Annotated in this window: 14 protein-coding genes; 4 read left to right on the top strand and 10 right to left on the bottom strand. The window is 54.2% G+C overall.

Annotation, left to right across the window (positions count from 1 at the left end; all coding sequences use genetic code 11):
- Positions 1-3 precede the first annotated feature (3 nt).
- The 8 genes from ACN6NG_RS10685 to ACN6NG_RS10720 form a co-directional block, all read right to left on the bottom strand.
- Positions 4-777 (bottom strand): SDR family NAD(P)-dependent oxidoreductase, encoded by a 774-nt coding sequence (locus ACN6NG_RS10685; RefSeq protein ID WP_474313915.1) that lies wholly within the window; start codon positions 775-777, stop codon positions 4-6.
- Positions 778-864: 87 nt separating this feature from the next.
- The gene (locus ACN6NG_RS10690; RefSeq protein WP_474313916.1) at positions 865-3,324 is read right to left on the bottom strand and encodes an efflux RND transporter permease subunit; all 2,460 of its coding nucleotides are present in this window, start codon (positions 3,322-3,324) and stop codon (positions 865-867) included.
- A gap of 3 nt (positions 3,325-3,327) precedes the next feature.
- A complete protein-coding gene (locus ACN6NG_RS10695) occupies positions 3,328-4,386 on the bottom strand; it encodes a WD40/YVTN/BNR-like repeat-containing protein (RefSeq protein WP_474313917.1) in 1,059 nt (352 codons plus the stop codon).
- A 56-nt stretch (positions 4,387-4,442) separates the two neighbouring features.
- Positions 4,443-5,810 (bottom strand): DUF1329 domain-containing protein, encoded by a 1,368-nt coding sequence (locus tag ACN6NG_RS10700; RefSeq protein ID WP_474313919.1) that lies wholly within the window; start codon positions 5,808-5,810, stop codon positions 4,443-4,445.
- Between the two features lie 14 nt (positions 5,811-5,824).
- Positions 5,825-7,507, bottom strand: coding sequence for a DUF1302 domain-containing protein (locus tag ACN6NG_RS10705; protein ID WP_474313920.1), 1,683 nt, complete (start codon positions 7,505-7,507; stop codon positions 5,825-5,827).
- 85 nt (positions 7,508-7,592) lie between these two features.
- Positions 7,593-8,714, bottom strand: coding sequence for an FAD-dependent oxidoreductase (locus ACN6NG_RS10710; RefSeq protein ID WP_474313921.1), 1,122 nt, complete (start codon positions 8,712-8,714; stop codon positions 7,593-7,595).
- Between the two features lie 95 nt (positions 8,715-8,809).
- The gene (locus ACN6NG_RS10715) at positions 8,810-9,208 is read right to left on the bottom strand and encodes a Rieske (2Fe-2S) protein (protein WP_474313922.1); all 399 of its coding nucleotides are present in this window, start codon (positions 9,206-9,208) and stop codon (positions 8,810-8,812) included.
- Positions 9,209-9,211: 3 nt separating this feature from the next.
- Positions 9,212-10,153 (bottom strand): VOC family protein, encoded by a 942-nt coding sequence (locus tag ACN6NG_RS10720; protein ID WP_474313924.1) that lies wholly within the window; start codon positions 10,151-10,153, stop codon positions 9,212-9,214.
- Between the two features lie 270 nt (positions 10,154-10,423).
- Between ACN6NG_RS10720 and ACN6NG_RS10725 the strand changes: the two genes are divergently transcribed.
- The 4 genes from ACN6NG_RS10725 to ACN6NG_RS10740 all read left to right on the top strand — a co-directional run bounded on the left by ACN6NG_RS10725 (position 10,424) and on the right by ACN6NG_RS10740 (position 15,606).
- Positions 10,424-11,368 carry a LysR family transcriptional regulator gene (locus ACN6NG_RS10725; RefSeq protein WP_474313925.1) on the top strand — a complete coding sequence of 315 codons (945 nt, stop codon included), beginning with the start codon at positions 10,424-10,426 and terminating at the stop codon, positions 11,366-11,368.
- Between the two features lie 171 nt (positions 11,369-11,539).
- Positions 11,540-12,697, top strand: a complete 1,158-nt coding sequence (locus ACN6NG_RS10730; RefSeq protein WP_474313926.1) for an alpha/beta hydrolase family protein — start codon at positions 11,540-11,542, stop codon at positions 12,695-12,697.
- 940 nt (positions 12,698-13,637) lie between these two features.
- Positions 13,638-14,885 (top strand): MATE family efflux transporter, encoded by a 1,248-nt coding sequence (locus tag ACN6NG_RS10735; RefSeq protein ID WP_474313927.1) that lies wholly within the window; start codon positions 13,638-13,640, stop codon positions 14,883-14,885.
- Positions 14,886-14,943: 58 nt separating this feature from the next.
- Positions 14,944-15,606 (top strand): TetR/AcrR family transcriptional regulator, encoded by a 663-nt coding sequence (locus tag ACN6NG_RS10740; RefSeq protein WP_474313987.1) that lies wholly within the window; start codon positions 14,944-14,946, stop codon positions 15,604-15,606.
- Between the two features lie 304 nt (positions 15,607-15,910).
- On the opposite strand, the gene ACN6NG_RS10745 is transcribed toward ACN6NG_RS10740, so the two are convergent.
- Both ACN6NG_RS10745 and ACN6NG_RS10750 read right to left on the bottom strand, forming a co-directional pair.
- Positions 15,911-18,604, bottom strand: coding sequence for a beta-glucosidase (locus ACN6NG_RS10745; RefSeq protein ID WP_474313929.1), 2,694 nt, complete (start codon positions 18,602-18,604; stop codon positions 15,911-15,913).
- A 41-nt stretch (positions 18,605-18,645) separates the two neighbouring features.
- Positions 18,646-18,897: a hypothetical protein gene (locus tag ACN6NG_RS10750; protein WP_474313930.1), complete on the bottom strand. Its 252-nt coding sequence runs from the start codon at positions 18,895-18,897 to the stop codon at positions 18,646-18,648.
- Positions 18,898-19,231 lie beyond the last annotated feature (334 nt).

A 19,231-nucleotide genomic window follows, 5' to 3' on the forward strand; every position in this document is an offset into this window, starting at 1 on the left:
CTTTTAGTTTCCGTCACCGATGGTTGTGCCACCATCGACAATGATGTTTTGACCACTGATGAATGCACCGCCTGGCGAGGCAAGCAGCAACGTAACAGCAGCTACTTCCTCGGGGCGTCCAACACGGCGCAGTGGCGTCAGTGCGAGACGACGCTGCATAAGTTCGGCGTTATCGGTGAGGGGGCGGGCGAACTCGGTTTGAATCACACCGGGGCTGATCGAGTTCACCCGAATGTTTTGTGGCCCCCATTCAACCGCTAGGTTGCGTGCGAGCTGTGAGAGAGCCGCTTTGGAAAGGCCATACAGACCGAGCGCCTTGTTTCCGCGAACACCAGCGATGCTTGACATGAGAATGACGCTGCCGCCGCCATGTTCAGCCATGGCGGGCAGTAAGCTATTGGTGAGCCAGATAGCACTTCGCAGGTTGACGTTGAGGGTCAACTCCCAGTCTGCATCGCTTACCGCGCTCATCGCACCCAAGTGCGGCGCAACACCGGCGTTGCAAACCAAGACGTCGATGTGCCCCAAGTGTTCGATCGCTTGAGCAGCCAGCGCCTGCACCTCGTCTTGGTTGTTCAAATCAGCAGGAATCGCAATGGCATTGATCCCGGCATCATTCAATTTCTGCGCGACGCGAGCGGTTTCGTCATGGCTTTCACTGCTTACAATCAACTGGGCACCGGCTTGCCCAAGGGCATTGGCAATCGCAAGGCCTATTCCACGCGTAGCACCGGTGATCAGCGCCGTTTTAGTAGTGAGAGAAAAGAGTTCGTTCATACGGCACCTATGCCCGGATAATTTGAGCTATGGGCGTCAATCGCTGCGTCATCTGCAACCGACAGCCCATCGAGGCTTCCAATGCTACTACGCCCAAGGCACGGCCCTATGCACTTCACTGCAGGGAAGGGTTTGGGTGTGTTTCTGCTCGGGAACCGCAGCCTCTGATTTTCCAGGCGTACGCTGGGGGAGTAGGAAATAGGCAAGTGCAGGCAGTAGGATGAGGGCGCCAACCATGTTCCAGATGAACATGAAGGCGAGTAGCACACCCATGTCGGCTTGGAACTTGATCGGAGAGAAGATCCAGGTACCCACGCCGATCGCCAGAGTCACACCCGTCAGCATTACGACCTTTCCAGTGAAGAGCAGCGCTTGGTAGTAGGCTCGGGACAGGCTGGCGCCTTGACGCATTTGTGCCAAGACGATGCTCATCACATACAACGCATAATCCACACCGATGCCGACGCCCAAGGCGATCACGGGGAGAGTGGAGACTTTGACCCCGATCCCCAGTGCTACCATCAAGGCCTCGCAAAGAAGGGAGGTAAGTACAAGCGGGAGCACTGCGCAAAGCACTGCCCTCCAGGAGCGAAATGTCACCAGGCACAACAACGTCACCGCGCCGTAGACCCACCAGAGCATGTCGTGGTTAGCCTTCTTCACGACGATATTGGTCGCCGCTTCGATCCCCGCACTTCCTGCGGCCATCAGGAATTTGGCGTCCTCTGAAGAGTTGGCCAAGGAGAAGCGCTCAACGCTCGCAACTACGTCAGTGAGGGTGTCCGCCTTATGGTCTTTGAGGTAGGCAAAGACAGTAAGCAGGCTGCAATCATCGTTGTACAGACCGCGAGAGGCGCCTGCAGTGACCATGTTCAAGGTCGCTTGGTTGTTCACCAACTCGTACCATTTTGGGTTGCCTTCAGAGAGGCCAACCAGCACGCGACGATTGAGCAACGCCAACGAATTTGTCGAATCTACGCCTTCAAGCCCGCGAAGCTGCCAATCCAAGTCGTCGACTTTTTTCAAGGTGTTGAACGCAGAACATTGCCCCGGGGGTGTCTTGATCATGACTGCAAAGAGGTCACTGCTCGCACCGTAGTGTTGGGTAATGAAGCGATTGTCCTGGTTGTATCGAGAGTCAGGTCGCAGCTCTGGAGCACCAGCATCAAGATCGCCGACCTTCAATTGCAGGCTCACCGCGTAGCCTGCTACGGCCACTGCAGCAGCTACGAAGACGCAGGCTGTTGCCCAACGTTTGCGGGTGAACAGATCAAGAAAGCGCCACAGCGCATGCTTTTCTGCACCCGACGCCTCAGCCTCTTCTGTACGCAAACTACGCCGAGCAGCCTTCGGGCTTACACCGATGTACGAGAGGACAATTGGCAGCAGGATCAGATTGGTGAAAATCAATACAGCTACACCAAGGCTCGCAATTACCGCCAGGTCTTGGATCACTTGAATGTCGATGATCATCAAAACGGCGAAACCCACCGCATCGCATAACAGGGCCGTCAGGCCTGCGAGGAAAAGCCGTCGGAATGTGAAGCGTGCAGCTACCAGCCGGTGCATACCTCGTCCAATGTCTTGCATGATGCCATTCATCTTTTGGGCACCATGGCTCATGCCAATAGCAAAGACGAGAAATGGCACCAGAACTGAGTAAGGATCGAGCTCATACCCAAGAACTGGCAGCAAGCCTAGTTGCCAGACAACTGCTACCAGAGAGCACATGACGACCAAGAAAGTGCTGCGTATGCATCGTGTGTACCAATAGAGCACGGCAGCAGTAATCAGGATCGCAACAGCGAAGAACACCAGAATCTGCTTCAGGCCATCGATCAGATCTCCCACGACCTTCGCAAAGCCCGTGATGTGAATCTCTACACCTTGGGCTTGGTACTTGACACGCAGATACTCAAGCTGATGAGCGAAGCTTGCGTAGTTCAGCGGTTGTCCGTCCGGCGTCTGCTCCAGCAGTGGTACATAGATGATGCTGGAGCGCTGATCAAAGGCAACCAGCTGGCCAATTTCGTTCGAGCGTTCGATGTTTCGCTTCAGCGACTCAAGGCTCTCAGACTCGCCATCGTAGCCGTCGGGAATCACGGGGCCACCTTCGAGACCTTCTTCGGTCACCCCCGTCCAGCGGGTTGATGGTGTCCATAGAGATTTCATGGCGGCCCGATCAACGCCTGGTTGCAGGTACACCTCATCATTGATTTGTTGGAGGACTTGAAGGTACGCCTTGTCGTAAATGCTTCCCTGGGGGTTCGCTACGGCAATACGCACAGCGTTGCCGAGGCCCTTTAGCTCGTCACGGTGATCCAGGTAATTGACGATGAAAGGGTGATCACGTGGGATCATTTTTTCGAAGCTGGCATTCAAGGTGAGGCGTGTTGCCTGCCATCCCAAGAAAAGCGTTGCCGCCAGGCATAGCAGCAGAACCAACGCTCGATGGTTGAACAGAGCGCGCTCCAGTAATGAGCCGGAAGCACTGTTGAAGTCTTCAAGACTGACTGAAGGGGGAGCGGAAGAGGTTGGTACATGCATGGCTTAGTCCGCGTTTTTCAAATGGGGGGAGGGGGCGACACGAAGGGCGCCCGCAACGCCAACAGCGACCAGATTGCCGTCGGGTGAACCTGCAACAGCGCTTAAAGGCAGCCCTTCAGATACCGCAATGGGTTGGAAGCCTGAACCACTGAGACTGCCCTTCAGAAGCATTCCGGCTTGGTTGGTCAGCAGCAGCTGATCCTCCTCGATACGGATGGCATTTAGGGATGCAGGAATTGGAGTGGCTATCGCCTGGAAAGTGACTCCGCCATCATCCGAAGAGAAGAGCTTGCCGCGTAGACCGCCAATCAGAAGCTTTCCACTGGGTAGGATGGCAGCAGCAAAGTAGCTTCCATCGTATGAACCTTTCAGGGCTTGGAAGCTGGCGCCCCCGTCTGTAGAGCGCAGAAGAAGACCTTGCTCTCCAGCAATCAGGATCTCATCGCGATGGCGTGCCATCGCGTAGTAGTGCAAGCCACGAGGGTTCGGAAGTTCGCCCATCCTGGACTGCCAGGTTTTCCCCCCATCACGGGTCGTCAATGCGAGTCCATAAGCGCCGACGACCATTCCGTTATTAGCATCGCTAAAGTTGACCGCTAGCAGAGGCTTATCGGCACCATCAGCTGACAATCGCTGAGCGGAGGCTAAGCGTCTTGCGTCTTCTGAGCGTTCTGCGGCCCTTAGTTCGATTGCTGCGGCTTGCATACCGTCCAGTTGTACCTGCCAGCTTGCTCCTGCGTCGCCGCTATGGAGCACCACACCTGAGTGGCCAACGGCCCAGCCATTCAGAGGATCGACGAACTGCACGCTAGTTAACGTGCTACTGACGGGGCTTGGTACTTGCCGCCAACTGAGGCCTGAATCGTCAGAGAGCAGGACAACGCCACGCTCGCCGACTGCAACCAAGCGAGAGCCGACAAGGGCGACATCCAACAGCACTGCTTGTAGCGCTTGAGGCCCAAGCACTGCGCCTTGGGAGAGGGAATCCATAGACGTTGCTGGCGCTACGGTCGGCAGTGCGCAACTCGCAAGTAAGAGCAAACCTGAGACTATCTTCTTCATCTCGTAAAACCTTTTTCTTCTTGTTAGAGGCGGGCGGGGCGATCGCCCCGCCTGCATCAGCGAACCCCTTCACCTGCCATGGCATCAGCGGTGAAGACCGAGTCCTTGAAGGGTTGTACGATGCGGTATTGCTGGTTTTTGCCAGCGAACACGTCGCCTACAAACCAAGAGCCGGAGAGCAGGTCGTAGAAGCCTGTGGTCAGCGACGCGGTGCCAGGTAGGTCGGGAAGAACAACTGGTGAAGTCCACAGCACTTTGGCGAGCTGACCGCGCGCGTCATATCGATCGCCCAGAACCGCAGTCCAGGTGTCTTCATCGAGGTAGTAGGTGCTCTTCGGCATGACGTGGCGAGCACCTGCTTTTAGCGTTGCCTCAACTACCCAGACACGGTGAAGCTCCCAGCGCACGGCTTCCGATTTCATGTGGTGAGCATCGAACAGGGACTCCGGCGAGGAGGCGGTGAACACCCGGTTCGAGTTGTACGGGATGTACATCTCTTTTTTTCCTACAAGCTTCCAATCGAAGCGATCAATTCGACCGTTAAAGACATTCAGCTCATCGAAGCTCATCACCCCTGCAGTTGCAGGAGTGGGCGTGTCACAGCAAGCGTTAGGCAGGCGACGAACCCGTCTTTGCCCAGGTAGGTACGTCCAGGCCGCGGAGTTGTCGGCATTCAGGTTTTCAAGACCTGTAATGGCCTCGCCTGCGCGAAGAGGCGGACCGTCGTTGATCATGCGAATTGACCAATACACCCCTTTATCGCCACTAAAGCCTGGCAAGTACCAAGGCATCTGCAGATCTGCCCGCGAGTCGTTAGTCAGGACGTGCTTGCCGTCGGCGGTAGTGAGATACTGCGTGAAATTGGCTTGCCAAGATGCCCCGCGCCAACGTAACAGGTGGTTCCAAATGGCTTGTGCGCCATTCTCTGGAATTGGAAACGGAATCCCACCCGCCGCACCTTGTGGCATTGGCCCAGCGGGGCCATCCACGAGCTTGCCACTTGTCGCGTTTGCGAAGGTTGCATCGTAAACAGATTGCGGCGCGGCGGCACTGCGATGGGTGGGGTAGACTACAACCTTGTAGGTGTCCGGGTATTTCCTCAGCATGGCCTGGGTGCCAGCAGTCAACTTGTCCGCATACTGAGCCATGTTTTGGGCTGTAATGGTCATCACGGGTTGGTCGGTTGCATACGGATCACTTCGTTTACCGCCCTCTTTGTAGGCGGGATCTGCTTTCGTAAGGCCTCCAGTCCATTCGGGGATGCTGCCGTCGGCATTTCCGGAACGCTCTGCTCCAAAGGGAGTTAGCGACGATTTCAACTTGGCAGCTTGTTCTGCTGAAACGGCGGCCATGGTTGCATGCGAAAAAAGTAACGAAGCACTCAAGGCAGTGAGAGCAGCAAGAATTTTCTTGTTGTGTATCATCCAGGTGTCCTCGGTCAGAAGGTGCGGCTGACAGTAAAGGCGATGAAGTCGCGGTCTTTGAGCGCTTGTTCAAAGGTGTAATTGTTATTTTCGTCCAGGAAAGTGTTCTCTGGCCCGTAGTAATGCGTGTAGGTAAGTCCTAGGTTCCAAGTGTTCAGGTAGTTACCTTTCAGGCCTATGTTTATGTCGCCGCCATTGTTGGCGCCGAAACCAGTGCCTAGTGCGCCGGATGCGCCATTTGTGTAGCTAAAGCCTACGGGTACAGATACATCTAACCCCGGGAAAAGTTGGCGGTACATTGGTTCATATACAACCCTGATGCTTGTCGCGTCGCGATCAGCATTCGGATCATATGCATCTTTGTTCTTGCTGATGCTCATGACTCTGTTCCAGGCGATTTCCCCTACGAAACTTGCCTCCTGCGCAACGAAACTGGGCTCCATACTGGACAGCCAAGATATATTGGCGTGCAGCGTGCGGCCTGTCGCATAGATGGGATTTGAGTCGTTGTTGATGACCTCACCTGGCGCAAGAATATGCTGATTGGTAGAGGCCAATGGCTGATTCCAGCGCGTGGACAATTCGCCGGCGACGTTGTAGTTCCCGAGTGTTGTGGAGAAGCTTGCACCGAATGCTTCGATACCTTCAGGATAAACCCAGTAGTATTCACCCGCTTTCCCAGACTGAGGGTTGAGATTGGCGAAATCAGGGCGAACATTCAGCTGAGGATTCTTATCATGGAAGCGGATTGCATAGAGACCCCAATCGACAGTCTCAGTTCGCCAACGAAGCTGAACACCGCCTTGACCGGAGTCTTTTGCCTCTTTGTCATTTCCATGGAAAAACGCCAGAGGTTGACCACCTGGGAAGACAGGGGCTCCAATGAACATGCGTTCGTTGCCATCTCCGATGTTGTCGAAGCTAGAGAAGTAGCTGCCTGAAGCAGGCAAACGGTTGGCTTCCCACTCAAATTGGTAGTACGCACCAAGGGAAACATCAGGGGTGATCTGTAACTGGCCGGAGATCTGCTGTACAGGGCGGATGAGCTCTTTAAATTGCGTGTTGGGCACCGACAGGCCCTTGACCACGTCAATGGGGGCCATACCGCCCGCGATACCGTTCATACCGTAGAAAAGGCTTTCACCCCATTGCATCGCATATTGACCTATCCGACCGCTTATCGGCATGTCACCTATTTCGGTTTTGCCGAAAATAAATGCATCGAGTAGCTCACCTTCACGTCCATGGAGTGTACGGGTGTCATCAGTGAAAGCGTCATATCTAACAGAATAGCTGTTGGCCCGGTTTGGGTCGTTATTGTCGTTGCCTTGGTTATAAACGTCGTCATACCACGCGGCACCACTAACGCGGGCACCGAAGTTTTGATATGTAACATCCATTTCCGATAGAAGGTCAAGGCGGTTTGATATAAGGCCTTTGCTAAAGTTTCGATCGCCATCGTCTTGGTTCAAAGCTGTCTGGCTTTCGGTCAGCTTGTCACTTTGACTTTTGGTACGCCATGCTGCGCTATACTTTAACGTGTTGTCCCAGCGCACTCGCAGATCGGGATTCCCTGTGTCGATCTCGAATGCGTGAACGTCAGGCAAGCCTGCCGTGATCGAAAGGAATGTTACGGCCAATGCAATTGGCTTGAGGGCGGGCGCTCTGTTTTTAGGCGAGCGTTTGTAAGACGGCATTTAAGTCACCTCATTATTTTTATTTTTGACAGTGTTAGTTTTTATATAGGGGCCACCGCAGGTAGCCGGATGCGCCCCCTAGGATTCACACAGGTCGAGCAGTGAGTTCGAGCATTTGCTTCACGAGGGCGATGCGGTCGAAGTTGCGGTCTTTTTGGATCTCTTTTTCGCCGGCGAGCAACGAGTTTTCACTGATGTACTTGCAGCGCTCGAAACGGCGCGTCATGAATCGATCAAGTTGTTCGGAAATCGTACCTCCTGAGGTGAGTTCTTCGCTCAGGACAATGGCGTCCTCGATAGCCATGCCAGCACCTTGGCCGAGATGGGGCGTGGTGGCATGTGCGGCATCCCCAATCAGCAGAACACGACCCCGGAACCAGGACTCATCAACAAAAACAGCCTCAAGCGGCTTGTATACAACCTGAGTGTTGTCGGTTATCGATTCGCGCAGTTGCCCGATCAAACCACCGAATCCTTCCAAGCGATTACGTAGTTCTTCCGCCAAGTGGTTCTCATCCATTCGAGGATTACCTGGCTCATGGGAGGTGGTGAAGAGGTACATGAGGTCATCTGCCAGTGGCACAAGTCCCGCGTTTCCGGAGGGCCCCTGGTAATTAGCCAAGTGGTCGATCTCTGATGGCCGGGGGAAGTTGTAACGCCAAACAGATTGGCCAGTGAATTTGGGAACGTACTTGTCGCCGAAAAGTAAGGTGCGCACTTTGGAGAACAGGCCGTCAGCACCCACAACCAGAGAGTAGCTGTCTTTTGTTCCGTCACTCAGAACCACATCGATGTTATTCGCGTGCTGCTCGAAGCTTTTGATCGAAATACCCAGTCGTACCTGAGTACCGAGCTCAATCGCAGTTTCGCTGAGTACCTTGTGTAACGCGCGGCGGGATATGCCTACGTTGGCTGGGTATTTTGGCCCCGCAAGGCGTTGGCCAGGAATCCGAACCAGAGGTACGCCATCGGTGTCGTAAATACCCACGTCTTCGAAAGCATATGCCGCGTCAAGGTAGGCATCGAGCAGCCCCAGCTTTGCCATTTCTCGAACAACATTGCTTTGCTGGATGATGCCCACCCCATAGACAGTCCATTCGGTTTTAATCTCGACCAAATCGACTGCGATACCTTTACGGCGCAATGCGATTGCTGCGCACAGGCCACCAATTCCGCCACCAACGATCAGGGTTTTTTCGATATTCATGAAGGTACTCACGTGTTGTTCTTGTTCGGCCCGCCATTTACGGATGTGGCCATTTTCGTGGTTGGGCTGAGTTTCCCCAGAGCAGACAGATTTGACTAATCGACTCCTCGGATGCGACCTATCGCGGTTCGCGATACCTCGATAGGGCGCCCGAGGCTATCGATCGAAAGGAGAATCAGATTGGCCTCGCACTTATACTCGAGCGCCGTTAAGGAATTCCCCAAGCAAGGGCCGTGGACGCACAGGCCAGTGTCAGGCATGAATTGCGCTCCGTGCGCGTAGCAGATAACTCGCTCACGATCTGCAGACAGGAAGCGATCCTTTCGGTACTCCAGAGGCACATCAAGGTGAGGGCAGCTGTTGCGATAGATGCGCACTTCGCCTCGATAGACCATCGCGAACACGGTCGTCCGCCCGGAGTTGAACGGATCAAAACCCACAGCTGTGCCTTCTTGCAGATGATCGAGTGGGCATAGCACTACGCTACGATCCATCTCTCATTCCTGCTTCGGAGGTGGGCCACCTGGTGCCCATTTGTCGCGGGAGTTGAATAGGAACAGTTGAGAGTTATCAGCGGACATTGGTGCCTGGCGAGCAGCCCAAGTATCATCGTGTTTGTCCATATCGGCGTCGTATTCGATATGACAGCCGAGGGGACTGTTGAAGTACCAAAACCAATTTGAGCCGAAAAGGTGGCGGCCTGGGCCCCAGAAACTCGTCCATCCTTTTTGCTGTAGACGATACCCGGCTAGCAGCACTTCCGTTCCGCTGCCCATGTGGAAGGTGAAATGCTCGCAGCCTTGCATGTGAGGCGGTGTTTGAATCATGAACAGGCAGTGGTGATCATCCATGCCGTTCGTACGCATGAAAGGGCCGACGCCAACAAAGCTGTCAGTTGTCACGAATCCCAACCGATCACGATAGAAAGCTTCGCCCTTGGCGACATCAGGCACGAAATAGACAACGTGTGAGAGTGTCCGGGGAAGGGCGACCATGTCGGGCGTGATACCCAGCTGATTCATGGGGCGTTGTGCCGCACTGCCGGGCGCATTGGTAAGGTCAGCGGGCGCACTGAACGGGCGGCGACAGGTGACCTGAAAAGCAATGGCAAATCCAAGGTCGTCGAAGGTATGCAGTGCGCCATTGGCATCTCGGTGAACATCACGATCTCTGCTCAATTCATCTTCAATAGCTGCCAGATCGGCATTGCTTTCCACGCCGTAGACGGTTTCTCTGAGCGACGGGGCTGGGCCAATAGGCGGCGGAAGGGAAGAGTCATCTGGAGATCGGATAATGATGGATGTACCGTCCAGTGCCTCAAAGCGTCCACCTTCGGCGTCAAACTGGACAGCCTCCAGTCCATAGTCACGCAGGCAATCTGCACAGGCTTGTAGATCGTCGACGCCAAAAACCAAGGCATCAAGCCCAAGAATTTTCATGGAAACCACTCCGTTGAAATTATGATCCGGCAGTTGTGCCGGTGGTGGTCTCTGCGGCAGGCATGCCACATGACGCGAATGAGAGTGATAGCTGGCTACGGTGCTGACTAATCGCGACTTGGGATGCCTGTCATCCGCAAATTCAATACATGGACGGGAGGCAGGTGAACTCGGGGTTGAGCGGGTGACGCATTAGATAACGACTTGACGTATCGAGAATGCAGGGCGAAGGTATTTCAAAAATAAATAGAATCACAAGGATGCATCGCGATGCGATTTCACCACTTGGACCTGAACCTGCTCGTAGCTCTGGATGTCCTTTTGGAGGAGCAGAATATAACCCGGGCAGCCGAACGCCTTCACATGACGCAGTCTGCAACAAGCGGGGTGCTCGGGCGGCTTCGAAAATACTTTGAGGATGAGTTGCTGGTGCAGGTTGGGCGCTCAATGCAGCCCACTGCTTACGCCCTGGAGTTGGCAACTCCTGTCCGAGAAGTCTTGCTGACCATTCGTTCTTCGATCACTGCAAAGCCTGTCATCGACCCGTCGTCCAGCAAGCGGCATTTTCGCCTCGCCATGTCTGATTACTTGATCAGTGTTCTCTTCTCGCGAGTGATTCAGCGCATCCATCAGGAAGCTCCAGGGATCACCTTTGAGATGTATCCACCGGGGGAGCAGGCTGTAGAGATGACCAGCCGGGGTGAAATTGACCTGATGTTCGTCCCTGAGCGTTACTGCATCGAAGGTCATCCGTCTCAGTTGCTGTTCGATGAGGAGCACGTCTGTGTGGTTTGGAGTCAGAACCCCTTGGTTGGTTCTACCCTCTCCTTGCAACAATATATGGAAATGGGGCATGTATCAGTCGGGTTTGGGCGCACACGGCAGCTGAGCATTGAGGAGTGGTTCATGAGTCAATACGGGTTCAAGCGTAGGCTCGAAGTAATCACTAACGACTTCAACACGCTACCTCAGCTGTTGGTTGGCACTCATCGGATCGCCACCATGCACCGAAGACTGGCTGAGCTTTACTCGCAGTATCTACCTCTACGGATTCTTCCGCCTCCAGTAAACATTCCGGTTATGAAGGAAATTATGCAATGGCATCGCAGCATGGATGGAGATTCTATGCATCGCTGGCTTAGAGAGGCTATACGTGACTCCATTTTGGCACTCGATAATGCACCTGATCGTCGTGATCATATTCCATGCCGGTGAGTAGTCAAACGCGAAGGCGTCTAGCACTCGCTTCAGACATTGAATTTGGCGATACCTTGCATCCTTATTCGCGATTGGTCAAAGCTGAGCCTGCTCAATAACGTCCTTTTCACCATACCTGGTGTTCTCGCAAGCTCTGCGTTCGCCTTCCGACTGAAAAGGAAAATAAGAATGTTCCGTTACTTCCCAACCAACTACGTTTGGAACCTGTCTGTAGATCTTGCCATCGAGATGGGGGCTCGCATGGGTGAGATTGAAGAAATGTGCGCTCCGCTGCTGGAGGCTGCAACACAACCTGACGCTGCGGGTACCGCCGCCTTCCGCCAAACTTGGTCAAAGATGGCGGACAAGCTCTGCGGCCTTGCTGAAGAGGACGAGGCTGTTGGCCGCATGCTGTCTGCAGGTGAAAAGTACAATCGGGCTGCTACTTACTACCTAACGTGCGAGCGCTTGCAGGCTCATGGTGCTCCGGGCCGTGATGATCTATACCAGCAGTTTCTGCAGACTTTCGCTCGTGGCATAGCGCTGTCCAAGGAGAACTGCGAACGTGTCGAGATCCCTTACGAGGGTAAAGTGCTTTCAGGCCTGTACGTGCGAGCAGAGGGCGTAGTGGGGCCAGCCCCGCTGCTCCTGCAAGTCAATGGCTTGGATTCGACCAAGGAGATGAAATACCGCGTAGGGTTACCTGTTTGGCTGGCAAAACGGGGAGTGTCCTCTCTTCTTATCGATCAGCCTGGGACTGGCGAGGCACTGCGTCTCCAGAACCTTACCGCTCGCTTTGATAGCGAACATTGGGCAAGCAGGGTCGTAGATTGGTTGGAGACGCGACCAGAGATTGATTCGACTCGAATCGGAATGGAAGGTGTATCGTTGGGTGGTTACTACTGCCCTAGGGCGGTTGCTTTTGAGCCACGCTTCGCTTGCGGCGTGGTATGGGGTGCCAATCATGATTGGCGTGACGTGCAGAAGCGCCGCCTGGAAAAAGAAGGCAGTCTGCCCGTTCCACATTACTGGACACACGTATGCTGGGTATGGGGCGCGAAAAGCATTGACGACTTCATGCGGCTCGCAGATAAGGTACATCTGGACGGCATCTTAGATCGCATCAAAGTACCTTTCCTTGTAACTCACGGAGAGAAGGATTCGCAGATTCCTTTGAAATGGGCACATCGCACGTACGAACATCTGGTGAACAGCCCCAAACGCGAGTTGAAAATTTTCACTGAGCGTGAAGGGGGGGTGCAACACTCTAGTTTTGATAACAGTATCAATGCAGGCCAATACATTGCGGATTGGGTTGCAGAGACGCTGGCTGGGCGTACGGCCTGAGTAAGGGCGGACATAGATCGGATTTTAGCAAGCTATGTGCCCACCGTCAGAGTAAAATTTATGGTGGGCATCCCTTCCGTCGAGCAGTTACGGGTAGGAGGAGGCTTCCAGTTGGCGATAGCCGTGAGACCACGGAGAACCTTCAGCGGAGCCTAACTATCTATATCGGGCCCGTAACGGAACTCCTTTTGATGCCAAGGGCAGAATGGATGATGTAGCGTTGGGTGAGGGTTTGGCCCCCCTGACATTTGACCTTGTCAAGTCCCCGGAACGTCTCTCGATGCAGGGCCGCATCCGGCGCTTCGATTTCCTGGCGCTGCCAACTCAATAATCCGTCCACTCCATCACCCCGACAGTTTGGCCATCTCGGTTTCGGAATACTATTGTGCCCTCCGTCTACTCTCTGGCACCGACCACCATCATGTATAGGCGGCTACGATGCAGAGTCTGCTCCTGAACGACGAGATTGCCGCGATCTTTAATCTGGGGCGCCAGGTGCAAACCGCATGAGCGGGCTCTCTGCGTGCGTCAGCCAGTGCGTTGAACCCGCTGGGTCTGCTGTTCTCCCTTTCGCAGTCGCTCTTTCAGTTGCTTTTTAGGCGGCATTTCGTTAAATGAACGGAAGCTTCTGCGTCCACTCACGACAGCGTGGGGATGGAGCCTAGTGATTGGTGAGAATCAGGGAGATGAGGCTGGCCCAAAGCGGTCTTAAGATAGAGGATGGTCTGACCGGAGAATATCCTCTCTAACAATTCAGTTGTACGCATTGCGATATTGGTTTTCATCTTCATCTGAGCTGCAACTGGTCCGAGTAAAGTTACTACCAACCTTGCACTCTCACTGAGTCAATATCTTGATTATCTATAGACCAGCTTTGTTTACGCATGGCTCTGCGTTGCGCCATGTTGCCCGGATGATGGGGGCGAGCGGAGTGGGGCTGTTGGCCACATTCTTGGCAGACTTTTTTACCGTGATTTACGTTTCCCAGCTGAGTCAGCCTGTACTGGTTGGCGCTGTGGGTCTAGCCAAAACCTTGGTGTTTTTGAACGTTGCCTTTTGCTCTGGATTGGTAATTTCTGCGGGTGTCCTGCTGTCGAAGGCGATAGGTGAGTCCGGGTCTAGGGTGCACAGTCATCTCATTGCACATTTGCTCTTCCTGGCTTTTCTGTTCTCCCTTTTTATTGTCTTGCTGGAGACTATGGCGTTCTCGCGCCTGACACAGTGGGTTGGAGCGGATACGGAGACGGTAGATGCCGCGAAAAACTTCGGATGGATGGCCCTGGCGTCCTGTCCTCTGCTCGCAGTCTCCCAGACATGCAGTCAGGTGCTGCGTGCTAGTGGGGAGGTCGGGCGGGCGGTTGGGGTACCGCTTTCAGGTGCTTTGTCTTTAGCAATAGCTGATCCCATTTTTATCTTTGGCTTTGAAATGGGGCTCGAGGGCGCAGGTGCCGCGCTTGCGCTGTCCGCGACTATCTCTCTGGCCTGCGGAGTGTGGTTTTTAAAGGGCGCTGGTGGAATCTACAAGCCCCAGAAGGGCGCGTTACTGGAGCATCTCCGACAAATTTTGCCAATAGCTTTGCCTGCAACCCTCGGCAACCTCGCTACGCCCATAAGCCTCACTTACCTCATGACCATCCTGGCGACAATGGGCGCATCTGCAATGGCGGGCATGGCGGTTATGGATCGTGTAATGCAGTTCGCTTATTGTTTTTACTTCGCAATACCTAGTGCGTTGGTACCCATCCTTGGCCAGAACATGGGTGGTGGCCATTCCGCCCGCGTGTTGGCGACGCTCAAGAGTGCAATGGCGCTGGTGGTTGTCTATGGTTTGACCGTCTGGTTCGCGGTAAGCCTTCTGGCTCCCTTGGCGGTTCACCATCTGAACCTCGAGGGGGCTGCGGCAGAAATGTTTGGTGCATTTGGTCGTGCCGGGGCTGGGCTATGGATCATTTTTGGGTTGGACTTCGTAGCTCAGGCGATTTTTCTCACGATGGGTCAAGCCCGGTGGGTGCTTATCTTTGCATGGGTCAGGGGTACGTTGGGAACCTTCCCTTTTGTTTACCTAGGCGCACAATGGCAGGGCGCCCCGGGCGCCTTGATGGGGCTGTGGTGTGGGAACGCGTTGGTGTCGATCCTCTCGATTTGCATGGCGTGCTACGTGTGCCGGCGAACGCTCAAGGGGATATGATGATGGCCGAATGCAACTCATCGCGTTCTCAATGCAAGTTTTAGTGTTAAAGGATCCTATGGACACGAACACAACATCTGACGAGGGGATGGAGCTGAACGCACCGAAACGCCGGCGAGCTCCCAAGGGGGAGTTCCGGCGAGCAGCGCTGTTGGACGCTGCGACCTTGATCATTGCTCGGGATGGTTATTACGCGGCGTCTTTACGTGACGTCGCAGACATTGCGGGTATCAGCGCAGTAGGCCTTCTGTATCACTTTCCTAACAAGCCGGCTCTCCTGCAGGCCCTCATTGAGCGGAGAAACAGCCGTGATTCGGAAAGGTTCTCCAAGCTCGGCATTGAGCCGTCTCTTGATGGTTTTGTGGCGTTTCTACGCGCGAGCATGGCGATGAGTGTAGAAAGTGAAAGTGAATGTAGGGCTTCGGTCATGATCAATGCCGATAGCCTGTCAGAAAAGCACCCTGCATTTCCTTGGTATCAGGAGAAATTCCTCACCATTCACGAGTACGCTGCTACCCATCTGTCATCCTTGAAGGTAGCGGGCCAGATTCGCGACGATGTCGATCTCGCCTCGCTCGCTCAAGAAATATTTTCCGTCATGGACGGGATTCAGATTCAGTGGCTTAGAAGCCCTGACCGAGTCGATGTCATGAAGGTCTTTGATACCTACCTTGAGCGCCTAGTCAGGGATATCAGGCCAGATAGTGCCAATCATTCCTAGATGGAGCAACGCTGGGTGGTGGGCTTTGGGCTCAGCCAGGGTGCTAACAGTAGAAGCCCGCGCTGGGTGGGCGGTGAGGCTGCGGATGTGCAGGGTGAGTTCAAGCATTCGCGCTGATCAGTCGTCGGTGAGCTGACCCAGAGCTGGGACTTGCAGGCTGAAAGGGTAATTTGGCGGGCATTACAACCAGGCGCTATCTCGTTCTAGAGGGGCGCGGGCTGCTTTGGGTGGTAAAAAATCCGGCAGCAGAAGATACCCTGCCGCCGGCAAACGAACCAGACTCGTCCTTGAGTCTGGTGAGGTCTTAGTAGGTTTGGGCAGCCGAGACCTGAACCGCTTTGCGCAACGGCGTTGGCAGTGGATTACTGTCGCGGGTGGTCAACTGCTCAGGGTAAAGGGTGGTAAGGGTTTGAGTCAGTGGAAGCTCTTGAGAGCTAGAGCCGACTCGAATTTTGTACTTCCCAGCATCCACATTCCAGCTGGCGGTATTGTCCACGTAGTAAGCTAGGGAGCGCGCGTCGACCGGAATACTCACAACCTTGCTCTCACCGGGCTTCAAATACACTTTGGTGAAGCCCTTGAGTTCCCTGATAGGGCGGTCAACAGCTGGCTTAACGGGCTGAATATAGAGCTGTGCTACTTCGAAACCAGCCTTGTCACCGGTGTTGGTGATGGTGAACTTCACATCCACCGTCGCGCCCGGAGTCATGACGTTGCTGGAGAGATGCAGATCGCTGTAGCTGTATGTGGTGTACGAGAGGCCGAAACCAAACGGGTAGAGCGGCTTGGCGTGCTTCTTGTTGTACCCACGGTAACCTAGGTAGATCCCCTCGCTGTAGGTCATATCTGTTAGCGCATTGTCACCCAGATAGAGCTTTGGATCAGGATAGGAGGCGTAGGTAGGGTTGTCCTCAATGCGCTTGTCGATGGTGAATGGAAGCTTGCCGGACGGGTTGACCTTGCCGTACAGAATTTCAGCCAGCGCTTGCCCACCTTGCTGACCTGGGAACCAGGCATGTAGCGTGGCGCCAACCTTCTTGGCCCAAGGCTGCATGTTCAAGCCACCACCACCGTGCATCACTACGATAGTATTTGGGTTCGCTTTGGCTGTCTTGCCAATCAGGTCAGCTTGATACTCAGGCAGTTCGTACTTGAGGTCAGAGGACTCACCTTCATACTCAAAGCTGCTGCCGACAGCAACGACCACAGCATCATACTTGGCGAGATCTGCAGGAGGCGTGAGCGATGCCCAGCTCATTTGAACACCCGCCAGACCGCCCAAAACGGTAGTGAAGTTGCCTTCCAAGCGACGATACTCAAGCTTCACATCATAGGTTTTACCAGCGATGAGTTTGTGCGTCTTACCGGACGTAGTCAGCGCATTGAGCAGGTCAAAGGAGAGCGCCTTCCCGTCACTTTCCACCACAAGCTCGTTGTTTACCCACAGCTTGTAGGGGCCGTCTGCACGTACCTTGAATACATGCGGGCCAGTAATCGTTGGCTTCACGGTTGTGGTAAAGCGTGCCGAAAACGCGCCAGGCGTTGGGGAGAAACCACTGACGCTGGTGGTGCCAGCATTGGTGATGTTGTTGTTGCTCGTCCAGTTCAGGTTTACGCCAGGCTCAATGCGCGTGACGGCTGGAGAGCCGGCGAAGTCAGCGTTGTTGAAGTATTCGGCCTTGACGCCACTATTGCTGACCTGAGAATTCCCGGCACTTGGTTGGTACCAGGCGGATGCTTTGGGGTTGAGGCTCAGTTCAGGCAGATACTCGACGTTCTTCAGATTCGAAGAAAGCTGTTGCAGGCCGCTGAGTTCGGTGACGTATGTGTTGGGCGTCGCATTGCCAGTACCAAACGGGGAGGCCGGTGCTTGCAGGGCCAGGTCACCAATCACTGCGATCTTTGCCGATTTCGACAGGGGCAGAAGTGGCTTGCCCTCGGAAGTATTTTCGTTGCGCAGCATGACGATCGATTCACGCGCCATGTTGAGCGATGCACGTGCTCCGTACTCAGGGTGCTCCAAAGGCTGCGCTTTGTTGAGACCTTTATCGAAACCGTAGCTCACCATGCCTCTGAGGTTGCGACGGGCTTTGTCGTCAATGACGCTCTGGTGAAGCTGTCCGCTCCAGACATAGGGCATCAGCTTTGCTTCAGTAAACTGAAGGCCTGAAGGCATGTCGATGTCTGTTCCCGCCCAGGCGCCTTTGAAGGCGTCTTGAACAGAGTTAAAGTCACTCATCACGAAGCCCTGAAAGCCCCATTCGCCTTTCAGTACGTCAGTGATCAGATGGTGGTTTTCGCACGCATAGTCGCCATTGATCTTGTTGTAACCGCACATGATCGACGCGATGTTTGAGTTCTTCACCATCGATTCGAAGCCAGGCATGTACATCTCGCGCAAGGTGCGCTGATCCACATGGATGTCGACGTAGTGCCGGTTCGCTTCCTGTTCGTTCGCGATGTAGTGCTTGCCGGAGGCTTGAATGCCCTGAGCTTGAATACCGTTTGTGACCGCTGGAGCCAAAACGGCGCCGAGGAACGGATCTTCGCCGCTTAGGTATTCCGCTGCGCGACCGCCGTATGGAGTCCGGTACAAATTGACGCCCGGTGAAAGCATTTGCTGTCCACCTGCGATCCGAGTCTCGTAACCGATAGCCAGACCAAATTCTTTGGCCCGGTTGACGCTCCATGTCGCCGACAATGCCGTCTGCGAAGGATACTGTGCGCCGAAGGTAGCATTGTTGACGTGCACGCCATGGGAGGAATCGTAGGCTACGGTTCCTGGCATGCCAAAACGGTTCAGGACGGGGATCATGTGCCCGTCATCAACTCTCGAGAAGTTAATTTTCTCAGACAGCGTCATGTTGTCCAAGACTGCACCAACGCGTGCTTCGACCTCATTGCCGGTCATGGGCGTGGTGGCCGCAAGGCCGGTGTTGGCCTGAATGACTCCAAAAGCCAGCAAGCTTAGCCCTAGTGTGTGTTTGATAGCTAGCAAGGGGTTTGTCCTTAACTGAGATGATCGAGTGGTTGGCGGTTTCACTGATCTAGCGACTGGGTCGGGGCGTCTTCTGTATCGATCGGAGCGTCCATGACGTTGACAGAGCCCTCCTGTTTGGAAGGCGCGATATCGGCTGCCCCAGAAATCTGATCACGCTTCAGCTCGACTTGCTCTCTAAGTTTTTGGTCTGCGCCATTGGATGGCTGAGTCGTTGGCTCGATTGCCAGCGCAGATAAACTCTGGGCGCACAGAAACAATGCGCCTACTACAGGCAACAACGGTCGCTTCATGGTTGGATCTCTGAATGGATTTTTTTGAAAAGTTACACCGCGCAGAATGCCGGGTACCTATGGCGGGGCAGATAGTAGGGTTATCAATATTAAAATTACAACTGTTTCGCCCCAAAAAACTGCAAGCGTGCATGTGATATCAATATGCCTTCAGTTGCGATGATGTTGCAGGTTTTTTGTTAGCGGGCGGTAGGGTTTGACGCTGGTTAAGGGGCCTCTTAAGCATGAAAATGTCTGTAAAAATGAATTTATAGATATAAATCACCAATTCAGATTGATATTATAGTTAATTCTGCTCTTTTTGCTAAACTAATATAGCATTCAGTTTTTTGCT

The organism is Pseudomonas sp. TSO6, assembly GCF_056098905.1.